Source organism: Massilia sp. CMS3.1, from assembly GCF_051262535.1.
Lineage (GTDB): Bacteria > Pseudomonadota > Gammaproteobacteria > Burkholderiales > Burkholderiaceae_D > Telluria.
Genome location: NZ_JBIMES010000006.1, coordinates 41725 through 58611, shown reverse-complemented (window position 1 = coordinate 58611; position 16887 = coordinate 41725). Strand labels below are relative to the sequence as shown.

Below are 16887 nucleotides of genomic sequence, written 5' to 3'. Positions count from 1 at the left end.
TGCAAGAAATAAGGGGTGCGCAATTCTACCGCAGCGGGGAGGGGCGGGAGATACAAAAAGGGCGCCCGCAGGCGCCCTTGTGAGCAGGGCGGCGCGCCAGGCGCGCCGTGTTGCTGTATCAGAAGCGGTGACGAATGCCGACCTGGAAGGCGCGGCCGTCGTCACCCGGCAGTTTCGTGAAACCGCCTGGCGAACCGGCGGTGCCTGGCGTGTACTGGCCATCGTTCTGGTTCTTGATGATAGCGGCGACGGTGTAGATATCGGTACGCTTCGACAGGAAGTAGTCGTAGCCGATTGCGTACAGATCGGCGTCGCTGTCCGAGGCGGTACGGTCGTTCTGGTGCGCATACGATGCCATCACGCGGCCGCCGCCGAGCTTGTAGTGCAGGCCGAGCTGGTAGCTGTTCGCATCTTGCGTCGTGTTGGCGCGCATGATGTTCTGGAAGGTATTGCGCAGGCCGGCGCGGACCGGGGCCGGCTGTGCAGCCAGTGCCGGTGCGATGCTGGCGTCCCATGCGTTCAGGTAATCGGCGATCAGGGCCGAGTTCTCGTTGCGCTGGCTATGGAAACCGGCGAAGAACTTGAACGCGTCCATGCTGTACGAACCGCCGGCGGTGAAGGTACGCAGGCTAGGACGGTTTTGCTGGTCGTAGCCGTGGTTGTAGCCCAGGCCGAGGTCGAACCCGTTGGCCTTGTAGGTGACAGCCGCCGCACGGAACTTGTTGTAGCGGCCGAGGTAGCCGGAATTGCGCGCACCGTACATGATCGAACCGCCGAAGCCCGATGGGTGGGCGATACGGTACTGGATCGATTCCTGCGAACGGATGTCTGCGCCGAGCGCGGTGAAGCCGGCGGTGCCGCCGGTGATGCCGCCCCAGGTGCCAGCGGTGCCCGACTCAAACGTGTCGGCAGCGGCGAAGACTTCGTAGCCTGGGGTGTACATGCGGCCAAGCAGCACGGCGCCGACCGGGGTCACCAGTCCAACCATGGCGGTACGGTCGAACAGGGCGCGTTCCTGGTTCACGGCCGCGGCGCCCGGCACGTACAGCGCTGCACGCAGGCCAGCGGCGATGCGTGGGTCGGCTGCATTGAATGCATCCAGGCCGCGCGCCAGGTAGAAGCCGCGGTTGTCGTTGATCAGGGTAGGCTGCTGGGTGCCGGTGTCGAGTTCGACACGTGCTTCCAGGTTGAAGATGGCCTTGTAGCCGTTGCCGATTTCTTCAGTGCCCTTGAAGCCGATACGCGAACCGTCGGCGCCGCCACTGATGATCTTGGTCGGGCCGCCCTTTTGCCACATGACGCCGGCATCGGCGATACCGTAGATCTGGACGCTGGACTGGGCCAGGGCCGGGAGGGCGAAGCACGAGCCGATCAGGCCGGCGATCAAACATTTGTTCATTAAATCTCCACTATTGTCTATTTCGGAAGCTTAAAAATTCCGTCTTGCAAATATGCCATTGGCACACCGCACTGTATACACAACTGCCCAGCGTGGTGGGGTTTAGTTGCATAAATACAACAATTGAGCATTGCCAGCAGATGCGTACGCGACAGCTATATGAAGCTGGTGTCAACGGAGCAGACGTGAAAAAGGCAGGGACCGTTGCTGGCGCCTGCCTTTTTCGTCAAGCCAGGCGGACTTGCGTCCGCTTCAGCTTAGAACGAGTGGTTCACACCGATGGTGTAAAAGTTGACCGTTTCGTCAGGCGCAGCGGCTCCGTTGAACGTGTTGAACTGGCGCTGTGGACCATTCTTGCGCGATGCATCGAGGTACACATAGGTACGCTTCGACAGGCTGTACTCGTAACCCAGCGACATCTGCTTTGTCTTGATGAAGTTGTCTGGATCCTTCTGGCCATAGCCGGCCAAGAACTTGCCCGGGCCCATGGTGTAGTTGGCACCTAAAATCCATGCATTGGTCTTCGTGTTCAAGAAGCGGGTGTTGTCCTGGTCCTGACGCGATGCCAGTGCCATCAGTTTCAGTTCAGGTGTGACGCTAAACGATGCACCGACCGACATGACCTTGCTCTCGATCGCATTACGTTCGTAGCCGACCATCAGGGCTGCCGGGCCGTTGTTATAGGTGCCGGTGACCGAGAACGGGTTCGAGCTGGCTTGTGCGCCGGCAGCGTACTGCGGTGCCGCGACAGTGCCACGGCCAAGGATGGCTGGGGCGCCATTGTTTTCTTTGGTAGCAATCGCGGTGTTCAGCTGGAAGCCGCTTACGACCGGGCTGTTGTACCAGAAGGCGTTGGACCAACGGTTGTTCGAGTTGACCGCTGGATCCAGTGGAGTCGAAGTGTAACCAGCGACAGCCAGGTCGGTGTAGAAGCCAGCCTGGTGCGGCAGCGCGTGGAACGGCTCGAAGGCGCCGACGGTTTCCTGGTACGGGGTCAGGCCACGGCCAATACGCACCATACCGAAGTTACCCTGCAGGCCGACGCGGCTCTGGCCCTGGAACAGCGGACGACCGCCGCTCTCGACGGTGCCGGTGTCCGGCTCATAGCGGATTTCCAGTTGGAACAGTGCCTTCAGGCCATTGCCCAGGTCTTCAGTGCCCTTGAAACCGAGGGTGTTCGAAGCACGCTTGCCGATGCTCAGGGTCTGGCCCGAGCGCTTCTGCACGCCAGCATCGATGGTGCCGTAGATTTGAACGGCGGTCTGTGCATGGGCCACACCGGCGAATGCGCCGACGAGTGCGACTGCGATCAGAGATTTTTTCATTTATTTGTATCCTAAGAAGATGAATCGGAATCCAAAGAGCGTTGAGATTTTTTTTTGCTGAACACTCGGACGAGTGAACCTTAAAGGCTTAACGCGTCAGGATTGCCGGATTGGTTAATTATGGCGGTTCGAGTTGGTGGAAAGCCAATTTAACCAATCGTGCTGTTGTATTTTCGAAACGCTCGAGCCCGGTCGGCGCCCCTGTTCTGTGCTTGATGCACTGCAACGTAGCAGAGTTCCGCCTCGTTTCGAGGCGTTTGTTCGATATCAATCATCGGGCGGTTCGGGACGTTTGGGCCTTCCTGCTGGCTTAGACTTTCCCTGAACCGATGGGTGGGCGAGATGTGCGAACTTATTGTATATTGGCAACTTTGCCTGCGACTGCCTCTCCGTCGTGGTCTTCCGCCAATCCCGCCTGCACCACGCCTCCTTACCAATTGACGAAGACGACCGATGGCTAATCGTGAAGAACTGGCGATCATTCGTGGCGCCCGCAGTGGCCACGCCGACGCGCAACTCGAACTGGGCAAGCGCTACCTGTTCGGCAGCGCCGGCCTGCCGTGCAGCCTGCCGACCGCCCTGCACTGGCTGGACCGGGCGGCGCGCCAGGGGTGCGCCGAGTCGTGTGAGCTGATCGGCAGCCATATCCCGCTCGACCTCGCGTGCGTGCATGCCACACCGTTGGCGCCGTGGTACGAACGCGCCTACGATGGCGGCAACGTGCGCGCCGGACTGGTACTGGCCCAGTTGCTGCTCGAGGACGGCCGCGCCGCGCCCGACGCGCTGCGTGCCAAGGCCGCGCGCGCACTCGAAGAAGCCGCGCGCGCCGGTTTCGCGGAAGCGCAATGGCTGCTGGCGCGCCGGCCCGACATTGCTTGCGGCGTCAATCCGGCGTCTGTACCCGCCGCTCCGCCGCAGCGCCTTGCTGCAACGCAGCAGGGGATGGCGCCGATCCGCGAGCCGGCAGGGCAGGCACTCGACCGGCGCGCGGTTGCACGCCCGGGTGTCCCGGCGGCAGACGCGCTTGCGGCCTCAGGGCAACCCTGGCTGCGCCGGGCCGCCGACAACGGCATGGCCGAGGCGCAGTTTGCCCTGCTTGAACAGAGCTGGAGCGCCGAAGCCTGGCAGGATTACCTGGCGCGCGCGCTGCCACTGGCACGCACGCTCGTGGAAAACGGCAGCGCCAAGCATACGCGTCGCCTGGCACCCGGCGAAGTCACGCTGTTGTCACGCACGGCGCGCTTGCTGGCCGAAGGAAAAGGCGGCATCGATGCGGGCGGCGACGACATTCACGCGTTCTGGGAGATGGCCGCCGCCGAGCACGACCGGCACGCCCAGCTGGCGATCGGCCTGTGGTATGCGCGCATGCAGGTTCACGGTGCCCGGGTGCAAGGCGGTACGGGCGCGGCAAACTTCAAGAAGGCGATCCGCTGGCTGCTGCTGGCAGGCGAACAGGGCTTGGCCGAGGCCTGGTACGCCCTGTCGCGCATCTACCTGAAACCCGAGTTCTCGCAACGGAATGTGGCCGATGCCCAGCGTTACCTGGAACGGGCAGCGGAAATGGGATATGAGGTCGCTCAGCTGGAGTGCGGCAACAACGCATGGCGCGCGCGCCGCGAAAACGAGAGCAATGATGTGCGCGCCGTGTTCTGGCTGCAGCAGGCGGCGGCACAGGGCAACGCCGAGGCCGATGCAGCCATCCGCAAGATCGCGCCGCGTCCCGACGACGCCTCCCATACCGAAACCGGGGCGCTGCTCGGTTGTGTCGGTGACCTGTCGCCGCACCCGCTACTGGCGGCGCGGCTCGAATTGGCGGCGCTGTTCGGCCTGACGCGTGCCGAAACGCTGCTGCTCGACGTGGCCGCGGCGGATCAGGGGCACTGCCTGGTGATCGATATTCGTGCCAGCTATGGACGCAGCAAGCGCCGTCTGGTCATGGTTGAAACGGCCCAGGAGCGGCAGACGCTCGACCGCATTGTGCGACTGTTCGAGAATGTCGATTGCGGACCGGGTGGGCCGGAAGGAAATTACCGACAGCGCCTGTACCGGCTGCGCACCCTGATGGCCGATGCGGCCATGTCCGGAAGAATGCCCGACGGGACTGATGGCAGGCTCACGCCTTCCGTGAAACCGGAACGCGGCAATGCGTCCTATGGCATGGCGGCCTGAACGAGATTGGCTGCGGCAGGTTGCGGGGCTTTGATTGCACCTCGCTGCATGGGCGCCGCTCGGCCGGCCCCCGGGGCCGACAGCGTTTTACCTTATAAGGTGATTTCGCCCTCGAACACCGTGACGGCCGGGCCGCTCAGGTAGACCGGTTCCCCCTCGCCGGTCCAGGCGATCGACAGTTCGCCGCCGCGCGCGGCTACCTGAACCGGCGAGTCGAGCAGTCCACGCCGGATACCGGCCACGACCGCTGCGCAGGCGCCGGTGCCGCAGGCCAGGGTTTCGCCGGCGCCGCGCTCGAACACCCGCAGCTTGATATGCTGCCGGTCGACGACCTGCATGAAACCGGCGTTTACCCGTTTCGGAAAGCGCGGGTGATGCTCGACTTGCGGCCCCAGTTCCGCCACCGGCGCGCTGTCGGCGTCTGCTACAAGCTGCACCGCATGCGGATTGCCCATTGAGACGACCGAGACCAGGACATGCACCGGTGCGCCATCGAGTTGCAGCGACAGCGGCCATAGCTGGTCGCGTCCTTCGGGGATGCTGTCCAGGGCCTGGCTATCAAAAGGGACCGCGGCCGGCTCCAGCACGGGGGCGCCCATGTCCACCGTCACGCTGCCGTCTTCCTCGAGACGTGGCGCGATGATGCCGGACATGGTCTGGACCCGGATGCTGCGTTCGCTACTGAGCCCCTGGTCGCTCACGAAGCGGGCAAAGGCGCGCGCGCCGTTGCCGCATTGTTCGACTTCGCCGCCGTCATTATTAAAGATGCGGTAGCGGAAATCTGCGCCGGGAACCGTCGGGCGTTCCACGATCAGGATCTGGTCGGCGCCGACACCGAAGCGGCGGTCCGCCAGGCGTTGCCATTGTTCGGTGCTGAAATCGATGTGCTGGCGAATGGCGTCGATCACGACGAAGTCGTTGCCCGCGCCCTGCATCTTGGTGAACTTGAGTTTCATGTGCTTACTCGTAGAGCGAAGGCTCACCTTGTGGGCGGGTCTTGAAACGCTTGTGGGTCCAGAAATATTCGGCAGGCGCTTCGCGCACCCGGTCTTCAATGAAAGCGTTCATGCGGCGGGTGGCCTCGATCATGTCGTCACCGGGATAGTTTTCCCAGGCAGGATAGAAGCGCACGCGCCAGCCCTGGTAGTTCGGCAGATAGGTCGCCACCACGGGAATCACTTTGGCGCCAGTGGAGGCGGCGATCCGGCCCAGCGCCGTCAGGGTCGCCGCCGGCACGCCGAAGAAGGGCACGAACTCGGCATCCTTCTCGCCGAAGTCCATGTCGGGCAGCATGAAGTAGGGCAGGCCGTCGCGCAGCGCGCGCAGGATCGGCTTGATGCCTTCCTTGCGCGTCACCAGGCGCACCGGGCCATAGCGCTCGCGGCCGTGGCGCAGCAGCTTGTCGAAGGCGGCGTTCTTTTGCGGCACGTACATGCTGCATACCGGAATCACACGCGCCGCAATGCCGGCCACGTCCAGGCACACGAAATGCGGGCACAGCAAAATGGTCGGCCCGGCTTCCATGGCCGCCTGCGGCACGGCGGGCTCCACGTGGATGAGCTTGCGAACACGCGCTTCCGGCGCCCACCACAGGATCGAGCGCTCGAAGATGCTGCGCGAATAGCTGCGAAAGTGTTGACGCGCAATCGCGCGACGGGCTTGTTCCGATAATTCCGGCATGCACAGGCGCAGGTTGGTCAGGGCAATGTGGCGGCGCTTGCCCAGCACCAGGAACAGCAGGCTGCCGACGGCTTCGCCGAAACGCCCGAGCACGGGCAGGGGCAGCCAATGCAGCAGCCACAGGAATGCGATCAGCAGCCTCATGCCACGGCCTCGGCCTGTGGTGCGGCCACGCCCTCGGGTTGTTTATAACGGTTATAGCTCCAGAAATACTGGGCAGGGCAGCGTGCAATCAGCGCTTCCATCGCCCGGTTGATGCTGGCGGCCTGCTCGGCAGGACTGCCCGACAAATCTCCTTCGAACTGGACAAAGCGCACGACGTAGCCGCGGCCCCGCGGCAGGCGTTCGGCATACACCAGCAGGATGTCGGCGCGCCCGAGCTGGGCCAGCTTGGCCGGCAGCGTCATCGTGTAGGCAGGGCGTTCGAAAAAGGGCGCCCAGACGCCTTCGCCTTCCTGCGGCACCTGGTCCGGCAGTAAACCAATTGGCTGGCCGCTTTTCAGGGTCTTGGCCAGGATCCGCACCCCGGACAGATTGGCTGGCGCCAGGTGCAGGTTGTGGCGCGCGCGCGCGCCCTCGACCAGCGGTTTCAGCGCACTTTTCTTCGGTGGGCGGTACATCACGGTGAGCGCAGTGTGCAGCGCGATCTGTTGCGCGGTCATCTCGAAACAGCCCAGGTGCGGTGTCAGGAACACAATGCCGCGGCCGGCGTCCAGCACGCGCTGGACCATGTCCCAGTTCTCGACCGTGGCATGACGGGCAACACGTTCCGGCCTGCCACACCAGACAAACGCCAGCTCGACGATGGCCTTGCCCGCCTCGGCGACAGCAGCGCGGCGCTGGGCGCTGTAGCCCGCCTGGGCCAGGTTGGCGTCGAGACGGCGTCGATAGGAAGGGGACAACAAATACACCAGCCAGCCGAGCATGCTGCCCAAGGCATGCAGCATGCGTAGTGGAAATATGGACAACACTCTGAATAAAATAACTAGCATGCGCTTGATCGGCGTTCAGGACGAAGAGGGCTCCTCCGCCAAAAATTTCTTAAAGGAGCGTAAAATACCACTTTACGCAGGATCCGCCGAGTTAATGACAACTTGCGAAGCGGAATATAAATGTCGCTAAAGCGTCGCAGGCACGAGTTGCTGCGGCAGTTTTTGAACAGTAACCGGAGCCTTCATGTCCAACGATTATCTCTTTACTTCCGAATCCGTCTCGGAAGGCCATCCTGACAAAGTCGCCGACCAAATCTCGGACGCCATTCTCGACGCCATCCTCGAGCAAGACCCGCGGGCGCGCGTCGCTGCTGAAACGCTGTGCAACACCGGTCTCGTGGTGCTCGCCGGCGAGATCACGACCCACGCCAACGTCGATTATATCGGCGTCGCCCGCAACACCATCAAGCGCATCGGTTACGACAACACCGACTTCGGCATCGACTACAAAGGTTGCGCGGTCATGGTCTGCTACGACAAGCAGTCGCCGGACATCGCCCAGGGCGTCGACGAAGGCGCCGGCCTCGACCTCGACCAGGGTGCGGGCGACCAGGGCCTGATGTTCGGCTATGCCTGCGACGAGACCGCCGAGCTGATGCCAGCCGCCATCCACTATGCGCACCGTCTCGTCGAGCGCCAGTCCCAGCTGCGCAAGGACGGCCGCCTGCCTTGGCTGCGTCCGGATGCGAAGAGCCAGGTCACACTGCGCTATGTCGACGGCCGCCCGGTCTCGGTCGATACCGTCGTGCTCTCGACCCAGCATCACCCTGACGTTTCCCACTCGCAGATCGAAGAAGCAGTGATCGAGGAAATCATCAAGCCGGTGCTGCCTCGCGAATGGCTGCTGAACACCAAATACCTGGTGAACCCGACCGGCCGCTTCGTCATCGGTGGCCCGCAGGGCGACTGCGGCCTGACCGGCCGCAAGATCATCGTCGACACCTACGGCGGCGCGGCTCCCCACGGCGGCGGCGCATTCTCGGGAAAGGATCCGACTAAAGTAGACCGCTCGGCCGCCTATGCCGCCCGCTATGTCGCCAAGAACGTCGTGGCCGCCGGTCTCGCACGCCAGTGCCAGGTGCAGGTCAGCTACGCGATCGGCGTCGCCCGTCCGATCAACATCACGGTGTATACGGAAGGCACCGGCGTCATTCCGGACGATAAGATCGCCCAGCTCGTGATGGAGCATTTTGATTTGCGCCCGAAAGGCATCGTGCAAATGCTCGACCTGCTGCGTCCGATCTATGCCAAGACGGCGGCCTACGGCCACTTCGGCCGCGAAGAGCCGGAGTTTACCTGGGAGCACACCGACAAGGCGGCGCTGCTGCGTGCCGAAGCGGGCCTGGCCTAAGCAACAAGCTTGACCCTCTGAACTGTGCGGAGCACGTCCGCACCGGAGCGATCCCCGGGCGTTCTTGTATCTCCAAGGCAATTCTTTGCCCTGGGGATACAGTATTTTGCCTCGCAACTGGGCTGACAGGGCGGCGCCGCCAGCGTCGCTCGCATTCTGCTGAAAACCCTGTGATACTGCTTCTCTGTTACACAAGCAGCGGTTAGGTAGCGGTGTTTCAGCACGACGGTCGACAGGCAGCGCTCGCCGACTGCCAATAATCTCAACTGTTTTCAGCGCGATGCACGCTTGTAGCGCATAATTCCTCTGGATAAATTTTAGTTCAGAAAATAAGTTTCCTTTTGAATAATTCAGCCGTCTCGCGCACTAGCACCGTCGCCGCTAGTCGTCCTCATCCAACCTCGACTTTCCGTAATGGAAACGTTTCCCTACATATTAGAAGGCACGTCATGCCTCAGCCCATCCTGACTATCGCGGTTGCATGCGAGATGGATGTTATTGCTTCACGCCAGCGCGCGCGCCAGATTGCGGCCCGTTGCGGCTTCAGCTCGCACGACCAGGCACGCATTGCGACTGCCGTGTCCGAGCTCGCGCGTAACGTGTTCAGCTATGCAGGCGAAGGCAAGGTCGGCTTTTCATTGGCCGGTGCGACAGGGCGACACACGCTGGTGGTGGTGATCGAGGATGAGGGGCCGGGCATCGCCGACCTGGAGTTGCTGCTGGCGCGCGACGAACATACCCAGCGCCCGGGCGGCTTGCTGGCCGCGCGCCGCTTCATGGACGAGTGCGATATCGATACCGGCAAAAGCGGCACGCGCATCGTTCTCACGAAACTGCTGCCGGCCAGTGCGGGCGTGATCTCGGCGGGAGACATTGCCCAGGCCGTGGCCGGGGTATCCCTGCCGAGCAATGTTGCCTTGTCCGAAGCTAATCAGCAAAACCGCGAGCTGACCGATGCGCTGGCGACACTGCAGGAGCGCCAGGACGAACTGGTCGAGGTGTCGCGGCGTCTGGAACAAACGAATGGACAGGTCGAGGAACTGAATCGCCTGCTCAACGAAAAGGCCGCTTCCCTGATGGTGGCCGATCGCCAGAAGAACGAATTCCTGTCGCTGCTGAGCCACGAACTGCGCGGCCCGCTGTCGGCGGCGGGAATGGCGGCGCAATTGTTAAAGAAGAGCCCGGCCGCGACGACCCAGACCGTCAGCCTGAGCGACCTCATCAACCGGCAGGTCAGCCACATGAACCGCCTGGTCGAGGATTTGCTCGACGTCTCGCGCATCAGCCGCGGCCTGATTTCGATCGTCAAGACCGAGGTCGACCTGCGCGACGTGGTCAATGCCGCCATCGAGCAGATCATGCCGGCGGCCGAGCGCAAGGACCAGCACGTCGACGTGATGCTGCCCCTGGACCCGTGCAAGGTCGAGGGTGATGCCACCCGCTTGATCCAGATCATCGGCAACCTGCTTGGGAACGCCACCCGTTACACGGGGGAGGGCGGGCATATCACGCTGACGCTGGAAGAGCGCAAGGGCGCTGCGTTCCTCTGCGTGGCCGACAATGGCCAGGGAATCGACGCCGAACTCCTGCCACACTTGTTCGACCTGTATGTGCAAGCCGAAACCTCGTCCGAGCGCCAGAGTGGCGGCCTCGGTCTTGGACTGGCACTCGTGAAAAGCCTGGTTGAGTTGCATGACGGCACGGTCACGGCCAGCAGCGCTGGTCAGGGGCGCGGCAGCAGTTTCGATATCCGCCTGCCGCTGGCGCCAGCACGCGCCGCCGGCCTGACAACAGGCGCGGTTGCCCTGGCCTGACTGCCAGGAACCACCCGCCTTGCGGCGCCTGCGCGGCCGCTGCCCCGCAGCCAATGCCTGTTGTGTAGGCGCACATACCCCAGGGACCTAGCTTCGGCTCCGACGCCGCCTTCGTCCAGACGTGCTAAACTATCCCGTTCCGAGGAGCGTTGCGACGAAAAGCTTCTTTTCGCCAGGCTCGGATATCAACACTGCGCTCACGTTACTTTTTTCTAACTGAAAGGAGGGCGTGATGAGCGCCGTTTTGAAACCTACCCAAGACTTCCACATTGCCGACATCTCCCTGGCCGCCTGGGGCGAGAAGGAAATCCGCATCGCCGAAACCGAGATGCCGGGCCTCATGGCAATCCAGGAAGAATTTGCCGCTGCGCAGCCATTGAAGGGCGCGCGCATCACTGGCTCGCTGCACATGACGATCCAGACCGCGGTGCTGATCCGTACGCTGGAAGCGCTCGGCGCGCAAGTGCGCTGGGCCTCGTGCAACATCTACTCGACCCAGGACCACGCCGCCGCCGCCATCGCCGCGGTCGGCACGCCGGTGTTCGCCGTCAAGGGCGAAACCCTGGACGAATATTGGGAATACACGCACCGCATCTTCGAGTGGCCGAACGACGCCGCGGGCAATGCCGTGTACTCGAACATGATCCTCGACGACGGCGGCGATGCGACCCTGCTGCTGCACCTGGGCGCACGCGCCGAGACCGATATCTCGGTGCTGGGCAACCCGGGTTCGGAAGAGGAAATCTGCCTGTTCAATGCCATTAAGGGCCGCCTCGCACAAGACCCACGCTGGTATTCGAAGCGTCTGCCGGAAATCCTGGGCGTGACCGAAGAAACGACGACCGGCGTGCACCGTCTGTACCAGATGCACCAGGAAGGCAAACTGGCCTTCCCGGCGATCAACGTCAACGATTCGGTCACCAAGTCGAAGTTCGACAACCTGTACGGCTGCCGCGAATCGCTGGTCGACGGCATCAAGCGTGCGACCGATGTCATGATCGCCGGTAAAGTGGCCGTCATCGCCGGTTACGGTGACGTCGGCAAGGGCTCGGCCCAGGCCATGCGCGCCCTGTCGGCGCAGGTGTGGGTCACCGAGATCGACCCGATCTGCGCCCTGCAGGCGGCGATGGAAGGTTACCGTGTCGTGACGATGGAGTACGCGGCCGAACACGGCGACATCTTTGTCACCTGCACCGGCAACTATCACATCCTGACCGAACAGCACATGCTGCGCATGAAGGACCAGGCGATCGTCTGCAACATCGGCCACTTCGACAACGAAATCGATGTCGCCTCGCTCAAGAAATACGAGTGGGATAACATCAAGCCGCAGGTCGACCACGTGATCTTCCCTGATGGCAAGCGCATCATCCTGCTGGCAGAAGGTCGCCTGGTGAACCTGGGCTGCGGCACCGGGCACCCGTCGTACGTGATGAGCTCGTCGTTCGCGAACCAGACCATCGCCCAGATCGAGCTGTTCGCCAACACGGACAAGTATCCGGTCGGCGTCTACACACTGCCGAAGCACCTGGACGAGAAGGTGGCGCGCCTGCAGCTGAAAAAGCTCAACGCCCAGCTGACCGAACTGACCGAGGAGCAGGCCGCCTACATCTCGGTGAAGAAGGAAGGTCCGTACAAGCCGGATCACTACCGTTATTAATCGACGCCCATCGATATAAGGTCGTAGATAAATAAACGGCCGAGGCCACCTGCGAACGCGGCGCGTTCGCAGGTCCCATAACAAGAAAACGCACCACGAAAGCTGAACATGCGTCTGCTCCTGACCTGGCTGATCAATGCCGCCGCCTTGATGGCCCTGCCTTACCTCATGCATTCCGTGTCCGTCAGCAATGCCGGCACCGCGCTGATCGCCGCCCTCGTGCTGGGCCTGGTCAATACGCTGATCCGCCCCGTGCTGGTATTGCTGACCTTGCCCGTCACGCTGTTGTCGATGGGGCTGTTTATCCTGGTCATCAACGCCATCCTGTTCTGGCTGGTGTCGCAATGGGTGGACGGTTTCGAGGTCGCGGGATTCTGGTCGGCCTTCCTGGCAGCAATCCTGTACAGCGTGATCTCGTGGGCGCTTTCCACCTTGCTCCTCAAAAACGATGGAAACGCATAATTTCAGCATCGAGTTTTTCCCGCCCAAGACCCTCGAGGGCGCCGATAAACTGCGCGTTACACGCCGCAAGCTCGCCGAACTGAACCCGAAGTATTTTTCGGTGACCTTCGGCGCCGGCGGCTCCACCCAGCAGGGCACGCTCGACACGGTGCTCGACATCATGGCGGACGGCCACCCGGCCGCGCCCCACCTGTCGTGCATTGGCGCCACGCGCGAATCGATCCGCACCATCCTCCAGCAATTCCAGGCACACGGCATCCGCCGCCTGGTGGCGCTGCGCGGCGACTTGCCGAGCGGTTATGGCGGGGCGGGCGAACTGCGCTACGCGAATGAACTCGTCGAGTTCATCCGTCTTGAAACCGGCGACTGGTTTCATATCGAGGTCGCGGCCTATCCGGAAGTGCACCCGCAAGCGCGCTCGCCGCAAGACGATTTACTCAATTTCGAGCGCAAGATCAAGGCCGGTGCGAACGCCGCGATTACCCAGTATTTCTACAACGCCGATGCTTACTTCCAGTTCGTCGAGAATGCACAAAAACTGGGCATCGAGGTGCCGATTGTGGCCGGCATCATGCCAATCACGAACTACACGCAACTGATGCGTTTTTCCGACATGTGCGGCGCCGAGATTCCGCGCTGGGTGCGGCTGAAACTGGCCGGTTTCGGCGACGACAGCGCATCGATCAAGGCGTTTGGACTCGATGTCGTCTCCAGTCTGTGCGAGCGCCTGTTGGCGGGCGGAGCGCCCGGCCTGCATTTCTACAGCATGAACCAAGCCGTGGCGACCACCGCCATCTGGCAGCGCCTGGTGTAAAGCAGCACCCTGGCCCCGGTCGCCGTCAGCGGCGATCGGGTGCCTTTGCCTCGTCCAGCTTGAACGTGTCGGACTGCAGCATCAGGCGGAAATTGCCGGCTTCCAGGCCGATGCCCGCGCTGTCGAAACGTGTCTCCGCATTGCCATGCAGCGTCATCCACCCTTAGCTGTGCGATAGCGACAGCGTCGGTATCGTCTCGCCTGCGTAGCGCGCCACCTGCACGCCGGCGCCCCAGTCATTTTTATTCAGCGCATTTATTGCGTCGAGGCAATTGTAAGGCTTGGGTTAAAAATGTTGCAGCGGGGAAATAAATATCAATTTGCGATATATGGTAAAAAAAACGACAGTGCGAGCAGGTAAAAAAATTTCGCCGGATGGAATGGTCAAGCTGATCCGGTGCGCTCCGTGATCACGGTGTCCAGGGGGATATCGTGGCCATCGGCATCGAACTGCGCCTGCTGGCACGCATAGGCGATGCCCAGGGTGAAGGGCCGTGGCGCATCGGCCAGCGTCCGGTCATAAAACCCGCCGCCATAGCCGAGCCGGTAGCCGTGTTCGTTGAAACCGAGGCAAGGCACCAGCAGCGCCGGCGGCCGTGCCACCGTGCGCAGGTCGGCGGGTACCGCGATGCCCATCGGGTCCGGCAGCATGGCTTCGCCCGGCGTCCATGCGGCAAATGCGAGCGGGGCGTGGCGCTCCACCACGACCGGCAGCGCCAGCATGGCCCCCTCGCGCGCCAGCAGTGCGTACGTCTCGCTCAAGTCCGGTTCGCCGCTCAAAGGCCAGTAGACCGCCAGCAGGGGCGGGCGGGTACGGCGCCACCAGGCGATGACTTGCTCACCGATGCGGCGGTCGCGTTCGCGTTTGCCGGGGCCGTCGAGACTGGCGCGCTGGGCTTTCAGGTGACGCCGCAGCGCCGCCTTCGCCGCCTTTGCGCTGGAGGCTGCGTCGCCGGCTACGGGCGCACTGTCAGCAGTTTGTTGTTTTGGCGCATCTTTTTGTGATGCGGCCGACGCGGGCGCGCGGCACGCCGCATTCATCGCTGCCTCACTCGCAGCCGGTGCGTCCGGGAGCGGGCGGACATCCCTGTCCGGCCCGGTTCCGCTAGCCTTGTCCTCTGGTCGCGCAATGGATGCGCATGGTATTCTTGATTTGCCGGTCATGGTTCGATGAAGGGTCTACCTCGTGTTTTTGCTTCCAAAGAATTTCTTAGCTGGCGCCGTCCTGGCCGCAGCCAGTGCCTCCGTGCTGGCCGAGGCACCCGGGGCGAATGTGCCGCCGGTGCCGGGCGCCGCCACGGTTCCCGCAGGTCCCGGTGCCGCCCCCGTCAACGAGGCCTCCCGTGCCGAGGACGACACCTTCCTGCTGCTGCGCGAAGCGGCGCGCCAGAACGACAGCGCGCGCACCAACGCGCTCGCTTCGCGCCTGCCCAACTACGTGCTGGCCTCGTATGTCGACTATTATCGTCTCAAACCGCGCTTGCGCGAGGCAGGTGCCGACGAAATCCGCGCGGTCCTGCAGCGCCACCAGGGCACGGCGGTCGCCGATCGCCTGCGCACCGACTGGTTGCTCGAACTCGGCCGCGTGCGCGACTGGAACAATTTTGACCGCGAACTGGCGGCAGCGGCGCGCAGCGACGACGTGCAGCTGCGCTGCTATGCGCTGCTGGCGCGCGCCGCGCATGGGGAGCGGGTCGTCGACGAGGCGCGCATGGTACTTGTCAATCCGCCTGCTTACGGCGAAGGCTGCGCGGCCTTGATGGCGCAACTCGCGCAAACCGGGCTGCTGACGCAGGACGAATTGCTGGCGCAACTGCGCCTGGCAGGCGAAATGGGTGCCACCGGCCCCACGCGCCGCATCGCGCAACTGCTGGGGGCCTCCGACACGCGCGCCGCGCAAGCGGTCGATATGCCTGCGGTGGCCATGGCGCGCGGCATCGGCAGCACCCGCGCCGAGCGTGAGATCTACCTGGTGGCACTGGGCCGCATGGCGCGCACCAGCCTCAAACTGGCCACCGTCGCCCTGGACAAGAACAGCAGCGAGCTCGCGCCCGACGAGCGAGCGATCGGCTGGGCCAACGTGGCGCTGGCCGCCTCGATCGTGCTCGCGCCCGAAGCATCCGAATACTGGCGCCGTGCCGAAGGCGCGCCGCTCACGAATTTTCAGCGCGAATGGAAAGCCCGCATCGCACTGCGCCGCGGCGACTGGCGTCTTGTCGCTGCCACCATCGACGCCATGCCGTCGCCGCTGCGCGACGAATCGGGCTGGGTCTATTGGCTCGGCCGTGCCTACGCCAACGGCGGGCGGCGCGAGGATGCCGATGCCCTGTACCGCCGCATCGCCACCCCGAACAATTTCTATGGCCAGCTCGCGCTGGAAGAGCTGGGCCAACTGGTGACGACGCCGCCAAGCGCGCTGCCGGTGACGCCGGACGAAGTGAACGGGGTCGCGCAACTGCCGCCGCTGCGCCAGGCCATGAAATTCTATGCGCTGGGCCTGCGCGCCGAGGGCAACCGCGAATGGAACTGGGCGACGCGGGGGATGACCGAGCGCCAGCTGCTGGCCGCGGCCGAATTTGCGCGCCGCCATGACCTGCTCGACCGCATGGTCGAAACCTCGCTGCGCACCCGCACCGAACTCGATTTCAACCAGCGCTTCCCGGCGCCGCACAACGAGATCCTGCAGCCGACCGCGAAGAACCTCTCGCTCGACACCGCCTGGGTGTATGGCCTGATCCGCCAGGAATCGCGTTTTATTTCCGATGCCCGCTCCGGTGTCGGCGCCTCCGGCCTGATGCAAGTGATGCCGGCCACCGGCAAATGGGTGGCGGCGAAGATCGGCCTGACCGACTTCGTGCACAGCATGCTCAATGACCTGCGCACCAACATCACGCTCGGCACGAACTACATGAACATGGTGCTGGAAAATAACGCCGGCTCGCAGGTGCTGGCGACGGCCGCCTACAATGCCGGCCCGGCCCGTTCGCGGACCTGGCGCGGGGTGCTCGACGCACCAATGGAAGGCGCGGTGTTCGTCGAGACGATTCCGTTCTCAGAGACCCGAACCTATGTCCGCAATGTGATGTCGAACGCTACCAACTACGCTGCCCTGTTCGAGAAGCGCCCGCAGTCGCTGAAGGCGCGCCTCGGCACGATCAACCCGCGCACCGGCGCCGCCGGACTGCCGTGATCGGACCAGGCATCTTACCTGCATACCAAGA

14 protein-coding genes and 1 riboswitch are annotated in these 16887 nt (G+C 63.3%); of the genes, 7 read left to right on the top strand and 7 right to left on the bottom strand.

The features are described from left to right. Positions 1-118: 118 nt before the first annotated feature. Both ACHAC9_RS11475 and ACHAC9_RS11470 read right to left on the bottom strand, forming a co-directional pair. Positions 119-1399, bottom strand: a complete 1281-nt coding sequence (locus ACHAC9_RS11475; RefSeq protein WP_435760112.1) for a porin — start codon at positions 1397-1399, stop codon at positions 119-121. Positions 1400-1656: 257 nt separating this feature from the next. After that, positions 1657-2724: a porin gene (locus ACHAC9_RS11470; protein ID WP_435760111.1), complete on the bottom strand. Its 1068-nt coding sequence runs from the start codon at positions 2722-2724 to the stop codon at positions 1657-1659. A gap of 453 nt (positions 2725-3177) precedes the next feature. Between ACHAC9_RS11470 and ACHAC9_RS11465 the strand changes: the two genes are divergently transcribed. Further along, positions 3178-4893: an SEL1-like repeat protein gene (locus tag ACHAC9_RS11465; RefSeq protein ID WP_435760110.1), complete on the top strand. Its 1716-nt coding sequence runs from the start codon at positions 3178-3180 to the stop codon at positions 4891-4893. A gap of 92 nt (positions 4894-4985) precedes the next feature. Here ACHAC9_RS11465 and dapF read toward each other — a convergent pair whose 3' ends face one another. Genes dapF through ACHAC9_RS11450 form a run of 3 tightly spaced genes read right to left on the bottom strand, consistent with a single transcriptional unit; the run spans position 4986 to position 7565 of the window. Beyond that, positions 4986-5849: a diaminopimelate epimerase gene (gene dapF / locus ACHAC9_RS11460; RefSeq protein WP_435760109.1), complete on the bottom strand. Its 864-nt coding sequence runs from the start codon at positions 5847-5849 to the stop codon at positions 4986-4988. Between the two features lie 4 nt (positions 5850-5853). After that, on the bottom strand, positions 5854-6717 hold the full coding sequence (locus tag ACHAC9_RS11455; protein WP_435760108.1) for a lipid A biosynthesis acyltransferase: 864 nt from the start codon (positions 6715-6717) through the stop codon (positions 5854-5856). Next, complete coding sequence (locus ACHAC9_RS11450) at positions 6714-7565, bottom strand: lysophospholipid acyltransferase family protein (protein ID WP_435760107.1); 852 nt, start codon at positions 7563-7565, stop codon at positions 6714-6716. The genes ACHAC9_RS11455 and ACHAC9_RS11450 overlap by 4 nt, the downstream gene beginning before the upstream one ends. 184 nt (positions 7566-7749) lie before the next feature. Between ACHAC9_RS11450 and metK the strand changes: the two genes are divergently transcribed. From metK to metF, 5 genes are all read left to right on the top strand, one after another. Then, positions 7750-8916: a methionine adenosyltransferase gene (gene metK, locus ACHAC9_RS11445; protein WP_435760106.1), complete on the top strand. Its 1167-nt coding sequence runs from the start codon at positions 7750-7752 to the stop codon at positions 8914-8916. Positions 8917-9365: 449 nt separating this feature from the next. Next, positions 9366-10730, top strand: coding sequence for an ATP-binding protein (locus ACHAC9_RS11440; RefSeq protein ID WP_435760105.1), 1365 nt, complete (start codon positions 9366-9368; stop codon positions 10728-10730). A gap of 135 nt (positions 10731-10865) precedes the next feature. Next, positions 10866-10936: riboswitch (S-adenosyl-L-homocysteine riboswitch) on the top strand. A gap of 26 nt (positions 10937-10962) precedes the next feature. Continuing rightward, the gene (ahcY, locus tag ACHAC9_RS11435) at positions 10963-12390 is read left to right on the top strand and encodes an adenosylhomocysteinase (protein ID WP_435760104.1); all 1428 of its coding nucleotides are present in this window, start codon (positions 10963-10965) and stop codon (positions 12388-12390) included. A 108-nt stretch (positions 12391-12498) separates the two neighbouring features. Next, complete coding sequence (locus ACHAC9_RS11430; protein WP_435760103.1) at positions 12499-12852, top strand: phage holin family protein; 354 nt, start codon at positions 12499-12501, stop codon at positions 12850-12852. Further along, complete coding sequence (gene metF / locus ACHAC9_RS11425) at positions 12839-13666, top strand: methylenetetrahydrofolate reductase [NAD(P)H] (protein ID WP_435760102.1); 828 nt, start codon at positions 12839-12841, stop codon at positions 13664-13666. Before ACHAC9_RS11430 ends, metF begins: the two co-directional genes overlap by 14 nt. Before the next feature lie 25 nt (positions 13667-13691). Here the strand turns inward: metF and ACHAC9_RS11420 are convergent, their stop codons facing one another. Together ACHAC9_RS11420 and ACHAC9_RS11415 are read right to left on the bottom strand one after the other, a co-directional pair. Next, entirely contained in the window at positions 13692-13823 is a 132-nt protein-coding gene (locus ACHAC9_RS11420) for a hypothetical protein (RefSeq protein WP_435760101.1), read from the bottom strand. A gap of 227 nt (positions 13824-14050) precedes the next feature. After that, positions 14051-14707, bottom strand: coding sequence for a 5-formyltetrahydrofolate cyclo-ligase (locus ACHAC9_RS11415; protein ID WP_435760100.1), 657 nt, complete (start codon positions 14705-14707; stop codon positions 14051-14053). A 145-nt stretch (positions 14708-14852) separates the two neighbouring features. On the opposite strand from ACHAC9_RS11415, the gene ACHAC9_RS11410 reads away from it, so the two are divergent. Next, positions 14853-16856: a transglycosylase SLT domain-containing protein gene (locus tag ACHAC9_RS11410; RefSeq protein WP_435760099.1), complete on the top strand. Its 2004-nt coding sequence runs from the start codon at positions 14853-14855 to the stop codon at positions 16854-16856. Positions 16857-16887 lie beyond the last annotated feature (31 nt).